The sequence below is a fragment of the Marinagarivorans sp. genome (genome assembly GCF_982758155.1).
In genome coordinates this window covers 15,128-21,828 of record NZ_CEXWTU010000064.1, presented here as the reverse complement: position 1 = coordinate 21,828, position 6,701 = coordinate 15,128, and the positions used below count along the sequence as shown (strand labels likewise).

The following is a 6,701-nucleotide window of genomic DNA, read 5'->3' as shown; positions in this document are numbered from 1 at the left end:
GTTTTCTCAACAAGGCGCCCGAAGGGGCGCATGCCGGGGCATGTAACGCTTTGGGCAACGCAGTTGAGGACGCAGGGGGCAAGTATTATTGGATAAAGTATTTTTTCCTCGGCCCTAAATATTCAAATTGTGATTTTTAAAAGAGAGAGCTTATGACAACGCGTATTGCGGTTGTGGGCGCCAATGGGCGCATGGGTAAAATTTTAGTTGAAGCCGCGAAAATATCTGATGATGCATTATTATCTGCTGCTATTGTGCGTGCAGGTAGCTCTCTGCTGGGGGTTGATGCGGGTGAGCTTGCAGGCATTGGAAAGGTGGGCTTACTAACGGTCGACAATTTAAGCGAGTGCATAGATGATTTTGACGTATTGATTGATTTTACGCTCCCAGATGCCACTTTGGCCAACGCCGCATTATGCGCAAAGTATGGCAAGGGCATGGTCATTGGCACGACAGGATTCACCCCTGAGCAAAAAGAAAAGCTTCTTAGCTATCAAACAGCAATCCCTCTTTGTCTGGCGTCTAACTTTAGCACGGGAGTTAACCTGTGTTTCAAACTGTTAGATGTCGCTGCTCGTGTTTTGGGGGATGATGTTGATATTGAGGTTTATGAAGCGCATCACCGCCACAAGTTAGATGCGCCTTCAGGTACCGCTTTAAGTATGGGCGAGGTGCTCGCTAATGCGACAGGTAGAAATTTGGATGATGTTGCAGTGTATGGGCGCGAAGGCCAAACCGGAGCGCGAGAACGGAAAACGATAGGTTTTGCCACTGTTCGTGGTGGTGATATTGTTGGCGATCATACGGTAAGTTTCTTAGCCGACGGTGAGCGTGTTGAAATAACACATAAAGCGACAAGTCGGATGGCATTTGCTCGGGGTGCAGTCAGAGCTTCGGTGTGGCTACAAGGGCAGTCATCGGGTTTGTTTGATATGCAGGATGTGCTGAAGTTACGCTAAATAAAGTGCGGCCGTTTGAGCCGCACTTTATTTATAATGGGATTGGTGAATTTAATAATGCTGTAAGCAGTGCGCCAAGAACAACAAGGGCGCCAGCAATCAAGCTGTAATTAATTTTCCGCGGCTTGCTAGCTTTTGTAGGCTGCACTGCAATTTCGTCATCGCGGTAAATGAACTCAATGCGACCAAATTGAATAGTATCGTTATGCTTTAACGTGGCTTCGGCATTAAACTTCCCGTTGATCAGCATGCCATTGGTTGTACGAGTGGTGCGGATTTTATAGCCTGTATCGGAGAGCTCTATATGTGCATGCACGAGGTCAATGGCATCTTCGCTAAGTTGCATATCAGTGTTGTTAGCACGACCTATAGTCCATGTTTTTTTCGCATCTGTAGCGGCTAAAAGGTAACACTTCCCTCGAATGGGGGCAGTTTGGGCTAAAAGGCGAGGCCCGCTTCCTAAGTTTACGGCGCTAGAGCTTCTTTTGGCTGAAGTGCCCACTGAGCGATCTTCTTGCTCAAGCGGAGACTGAGGGGCTTCAATTGTTTCGGGGGGATCGATTAGGTTTTCTTCGATGTTTTCATCTATCAATGCATTTTCTTGAATATTTTGACTTTCCTGTACTGAATCTGCTGGTGCTTCATCAATGAGTGGCTCGTCAGTTAACGCTGCAATTTCTCTTTCGAGCTCTGCAAGCTCCTCATCGGCAGAGCGGGACGGCGTTGTTGATTGTCGGCTTGATATTGGTGTTATAACAGCCGTTTTTTGTTCTCCGCTGTTACTTTGGCTCGCGGGTGTGCTGTTGCCTGCCTGAATAGGGAATACCAGCGGTTTTACTGGGCTCGGTTCGCTCAGTGCTTTTTTATTGCGATTGGCGATAAATTCTTCCCAGTCCGGATTCAGGCCAGACTCTTCCGATTCCTTGAACAGCTGCAGTCGTGCTTTGGCGCGTTCTTCTAGTGCTCTTGTGGCTTCTACAACATCCTGGTTTGAAAAGGGCATCTCTGGGGCGGCGGCTGGCTTGGAAAATGGCGTACCAAAGCCAAGGGTGTCTTCAATGTTGATGTGCTCAACCGGCTCTTCATTGGGCAGGCTGACGGCTTCAACCGTAAATTTAACCCCATCAAAATTAATTTCGTCGCTTAGCGTGACCCAGGCGCCAGTGCCAATACGGCAACCGTTAAGATAGGTGTTATTTTTAGAATTTAAATCTTCTAGAAATAATCCGTCTTCGCTTGCGCTCACTTTAGCGTGGTAGCGTCTAATCTGCGGATCCTGCAAACGAATTGTACAATCAAGCTCTCTGCCAACCAAAACCTCATCGAGCAACGGGTAAGTGGTACCCGTGGCTTTGCTGGTCAGTTGAAATTCCGATGATGTTGCTTGCGGGATATTAATTTCGTCGATGGTCACGCCAGTACCTGTTGGTTGTTTCGTGTGGGATTGAAACGTTGTCAGCTTTCAATTAGACCATAAAGTGGCACGAGAGTCATTTATGTCAGCAGGAGCTTTTGGTTATTATTTGAACGAATTCTCGAAATACACTATAAAGTGATGGTTCAGTAATGCTTATGCTGAACCGAGTCACACTATGGTGTATTTCGAGTGGATACTTTAAAAGCCTTCCGCTGCGTATAAAAACATAGGATTAACGCTTGGTGAGCTCTAGAGCTGCATTAGCTGTGGCAATACGGACTTGATTGGGGGCTGTGCCACCAATGTGGTCACGAGCGGCTACCGATCCCTCTAGCGTCAACACATCAAAAACGTCTTGTGTTATTTCTGCTGAAAATTGCTGCAGTTCAGTCAATGTCATCTCAGATAAGTCACGACCTTGCTCAATACCGAAAGCAACAGATTTACCGACAATTTCGTGTGCATCGCGAAAAGCAATGCCCTTACGAACTAGGTAATCGGCTAAGTCTGTGGCTGTTGCGAAGCCTCGCATGGCCGCATTACGCATACTTTCTTTCTTTGGGGTGATCGCGGGGATCATGTCGGCAAATGCGCGCAGGCAATCACGTACGGTGTCGACGGTATCGAATAAAGGCTCTTTGTCTTCTTGGTTATCTTTGTTGTAAGCAAGAGGCTGTGACTTCATCAGTGTTAAAAGGGAAACTAGATGGCCGTTCACTCGTCCCGTTTTACCGCGAACAAGCTCCGGGACATCTGGGTTTTTCTTTTGCGGCATAATAGATGAGCCAGTGCAAAAACGATCCGGCAAATCGATAAAGTCGAATTGTGCGGATGCCCAAAGAATAAGTTCTTCACTCATGCGGGACATGTGCGTTAGCAAAATTGCAGCAAAGCCGCAAAATTCGATTGCAAAGTCACGATCAGAGACGGAATCTAGCGAGTTGCGAGTTGGAGCTGTGAAGCCTAATAGCTCGGCGGTTAAATCGCGATTGATAGGGTAGGTGGTGCCCGCTAATGCAGCGGCCCCTAGTGGCGAGTAGTTCATGCGTTTACGGCAGCCCATCAGGCGCCCAAAATCTCGTGTTAGCATTTCATACCAAGCCATTAGGTGGTGGCCAAAGGTAACCGGCTGTGCCGTTTGCAAATGAGTGAAGCCTGGCATTATGGTGTCGGCCTCACGTTCGGCCAAGCCGATGATACCTTGCTGCAGGCGCGTTAATTCTGTCGCAATAAAGTCAATTTCATCGCGTAAATATAAACGGATGTCTGTAGCGACTTGGTCATTGCGAGAGCGGCCTGTGTGTAATTTTTTTCCGGTAATGCCTATTCGCTTAGTCAGTTCGCTTTCGATGTTCATATGAACATCCTCAAGGGCGATGCTCCACTCAAACTGTCCAGCATCAATATCTTTTGCGATATCGTTAAGCGTTGTAATTATGAGGTTCTTTTCCTCTTCGGTCAGTACACCGGCAGTGGCTAGCATCGTGGCGTGAGCAATAGAGCCTTGAATGTCTTGTTTGGCAAAGCGCTGGTCAAAAGTGACCGAGGCTGTAAAGCGTTGTACAAACTCGTCGGTGGCCTCGCTAAAGCGCCCGCCCCACTGGCTATTGGTATTTTGTTCGGGGTTGTTGGTGTTGTTATCGCTCATAAGTGTTCTCGGGTTCGCTTTTGCGGGTTAATCATGGCCTGATGCAGAAGTGCTTTATGGGCGCTAAACTGCATTGAGTGGCTATTAAAGTTGGCGCATTATAAACGAGTCGGAACAGACAACAAAAAATGACAGACAATTCATTCAATATTGTGCGGCAAGAAGACTTCTTGCCTGATTTATGTACGGGCCAGGCGGTATTCCACCTTGTGATTGTGGGCGAGCTTTTGGCCATTGCGCTGTCTATGGCGGGGGCATCGGTGGGGGGGCTTAGTTGGTATCGCTTTGGCCTAGTCTCAATGATGGTTCAATGGGTTGTGCTGGCAAGTGCCGCTTGCTTATGTCCTTTGCGGGGCTGGTTTCGGCGGCAAACGCCTGAATTGGCTGGGGGCGTCAGCTACGCTATCGTATTGTGCATTACGGCAGCATTCAGCTCCTTGGGTGTCATTACTCAGGCTAATGGCCACACTGTTGAGTGGTATATGGTGCTCTGTAATACCATCATTGCAGCGGTTTTTGCTGGCGTTGTTTTGCGTTATTTTTATTTGCAGCAACAGCTTAGAAATCAACAGAATGCTGAGTTACAGTCACGTATTCAGGCGCTGCAATCAAGGATTCGCCCACACTTCCTCTTTAATAGTATGAACTCTATTGCGAGCTTAATTGAGGTGGATCCGCAGCTTGCAGAGCGAACCGTTGAAGATTTATCGGATCTTTTTAGGGCAAGTCTTAGCGAGCCAGGCCTTGTGACGATGGATAAAGAGTTGGAGTTATGCCGTCGTTTTAGCCGAATAGAAGAGCTAAGGTTAGGCGAGCGCCTTGCCGTAAAATGGAATATTTCTGGAGAGGTTAACTCGGTTATGGTGCCAAGCTTAATATTGCAGCCATTAATCGAAAACGCTATTTATCATGGGGTGCAGCCTCTGCCAGAGGGTGGCGTGGTCGATGTTGAAGTGCGCGTTATGGGGGGCGATGTGCAACTCGCTGTTTCAAATCCTCTACCCTTAGAGCCGCCCAGTGGGCGAAAAACGCAAGGTAATGGCATTGCCATGGATAACATGAAGCGTCGTTTAGAGGCTTATTATGGCCCTAAGGCGCGTATTTTTATTGTTGCGCAGGCGGGCCGATTCAGCGTTCAGTTACAATTTCCGGCGTCAGTTGAGAAAAATAGCGCTAATACTGGTGGCTAGGCTAGACTAAAGAATAGAGTGCATGCAGGTTGCGGTAGCATGTAAAAAATTGTCTTAAAAGGATTGGGTGTCACTTGAAACAGGTATTAGTCGTTGATGATGAGCTACTCGCACGCCAGCGTGCGATGCGAATGATCGAGCGCATTGATGGGTACGAGGTGATTGGCGAGGCTGGCAATGGGCAGGCTGCGTTAACGTCAATTAATGATTTGGATCCCGATATCGTTCTTATGGATATACGCATGCCCGGTGAGGATGGCCTAAGTGCTGCGCGCACTATATCGACGCTGGATGAGCCGCCGGCTGTTATTTTTTGTACAGCCTATGATGAATACGCCTTGGAGGCTTTTGATACTTTAGCCGTAGGTTATTTGCTCAAGCCACTAAGGCAGGATCAACTTGAGCTAGCCTTAGCGAAGGCGAGTCGTATTAATAAAGTTCAAAAAGCACGCTTAAAAGAGCCTAACCCCAATCAGCGCAAAAACATTGCGGCTAAAACACGCCGAGGCGTTGAGCTGGTACCAATTGATGATATTTATTGTTTTATGGCCGACCAGAAGTACGTAACGATTATGCACCTTGGTGGCGATACCCTTATCGATGACACGCTTAAAGAACTGGAAGATGAATTTGAAAGCAGCTTTGTTCGCGTTCACCGCAATGCGTTGGTTGCGGTGAAAAATATCGAGAAACTAGAGCGCTTATCTTCTGGTCAGTATGAGCTCAAACTGAAAGGCGTTGATTTCAAACCAGTTGTAAGTCGTCGACATGTTGCAGCGGTTAGGGAGCTTTTGAGTAGCCTCTAAGCTCCCTGATTCCAACTTTCCGGTTAATGATCACTAAACTGCGTTGCGTAAAGCGACGCATAATAACCGCCTTTTTCTAGCAATGTTTTGTGATTACCCATCTCCGTAATTTCACCGTTCTGCATAGCCACAATGATATCGGCATTCTCAATCGTTGAGAGCCTATGAGCGATAACAATTGTTGTTCGGCCTTTTTGTAATGTTTCCAGCGCCTCTTGAATCAACTTTTCTGATTCATTATCAAGTGCCGATGTTGCTTCATCTAAAACCAGTATCGGAGCATCTTTATACAGTGCGCGGGCAACTGCAAGGCGCTGCCTTTGTCCACCCGACAAACGATCACCGGCTTCACCAATAGAGGTTTCAAATTTATGCTTTTGCTGCTCGATAAAATCTAAGGCGTTAGCGCTTTGGGCTGCTGCTACCAGCGTATCCTTGTCGAGGGTCACATCTTCGCCATACGCGATGTTTGCCGCGATAGTATCGTTAAATAATGTGGTTTGTTGATTAACAAAAGCAATCTGCGCCCTGAGGCTGGCGAGCGTGACTTCGCTAATGGGTTGGCCGTCAATTAAAATAGTGCCTGATTCTGGCTCGTAAAACCGAAGTAGTAAGCTGACAAGCGTGCTTTTTCCGCTACCCGATTGTCCGACAAGCGCAACGGTTTGGCCTGATTCAATC

6 protein-coding genes are annotated in these 6,701 nt (G+C 47.5%); 3 read left to right on the top strand and 3 right to left on the bottom strand.

Annotation, left to right across the window (positions count from 1 at the left end):
* Positions 1–152 precede the first annotated feature (152 nt).
* A complete protein-coding gene (dapB, locus tag AC3A8L_RS09345) occupies positions 153–959 on the top strand; it encodes a 4-hydroxy-tetrahydrodipicolinate reductase (RefSeq protein WP_487961979.1) in 807 nt (268 codons plus the stop codon).
* A 31-nt stretch (positions 960–990) separates the two neighbouring features.
* Here the strand turns inward: dapB and AC3A8L_RS09340 are convergent, their stop codons facing one another.
* Positions 991–2,373, bottom strand: a complete 1,383-nt coding sequence (locus AC3A8L_RS09340; protein ID WP_487961978.1) for an FHA domain-containing protein — start codon at positions 2,371–2,373, stop codon at positions 991–993.
* A gap of 235 nt (positions 2,374–2,608) precedes the next feature.
* Positions 2,609–4,024: an argininosuccinate lyase gene (gene argH, locus AC3A8L_RS09335; protein WP_487961977.1), complete on the bottom strand. Its 1,416-nt coding sequence runs from the start codon at positions 4,022–4,024 to the stop codon at positions 2,609–2,611.
* Positions 4,025–4,152: 128 nt separating this feature from the next.
* Here argH and AC3A8L_RS09330 point away from each other — a divergent pair, with 128 nt between their 5' ends.
* Both AC3A8L_RS09330 and AC3A8L_RS09325 read left to right on the top strand, forming a co-directional pair.
* A complete protein-coding gene (locus AC3A8L_RS09330; protein ID WP_487961976.1) occupies positions 4,153–5,214 on the top strand; it encodes a sensor histidine kinase in 1,062 nt (353 codons plus the stop codon).
* A 74-nt stretch (positions 5,215–5,288) separates the two neighbouring features.
* Positions 5,289–6,020 carry a LytR/AlgR family response regulator transcription factor gene (locus AC3A8L_RS09325; RefSeq protein ID WP_487961975.1) on the top strand — a complete coding sequence of 244 codons (732 nt, stop codon included), beginning with the start codon at positions 5,289–5,291 and terminating at the stop codon, positions 6,018–6,020.
* A 23-nt stretch (positions 6,021–6,043) separates the two neighbouring features.
* Here the strand turns inward: AC3A8L_RS09325 and AC3A8L_RS09320 are convergent.
* Positions 6,044–6,701 (bottom strand): ABC transporter ATP-binding protein (locus tag AC3A8L_RS09320; RefSeq protein WP_487961974.1); only part of this gene is annotated, 658 nt, incomplete at its 5' end.

Coding starts and splice junctions, on each gene's coding strand:
- dapB (WP_487961979.1), top strand. CDS start 153: ATGACAACGCGTATTGCGGTTGTGGGCGCCAATGGGCGCATGGGTAAA.
- argH (WP_487961977.1), bottom strand. CDS start 4,024: ATGAGCGATAACAACACCAACAACCCCGAACAAAATACCAATAGCCAG.
- AC3A8L_RS09330 (WP_487961976.1), top strand. CDS start 4,153: ATGACAGACAATTCATTCAATATTGTGCGGCAAGAAGACTTCTTGCCT.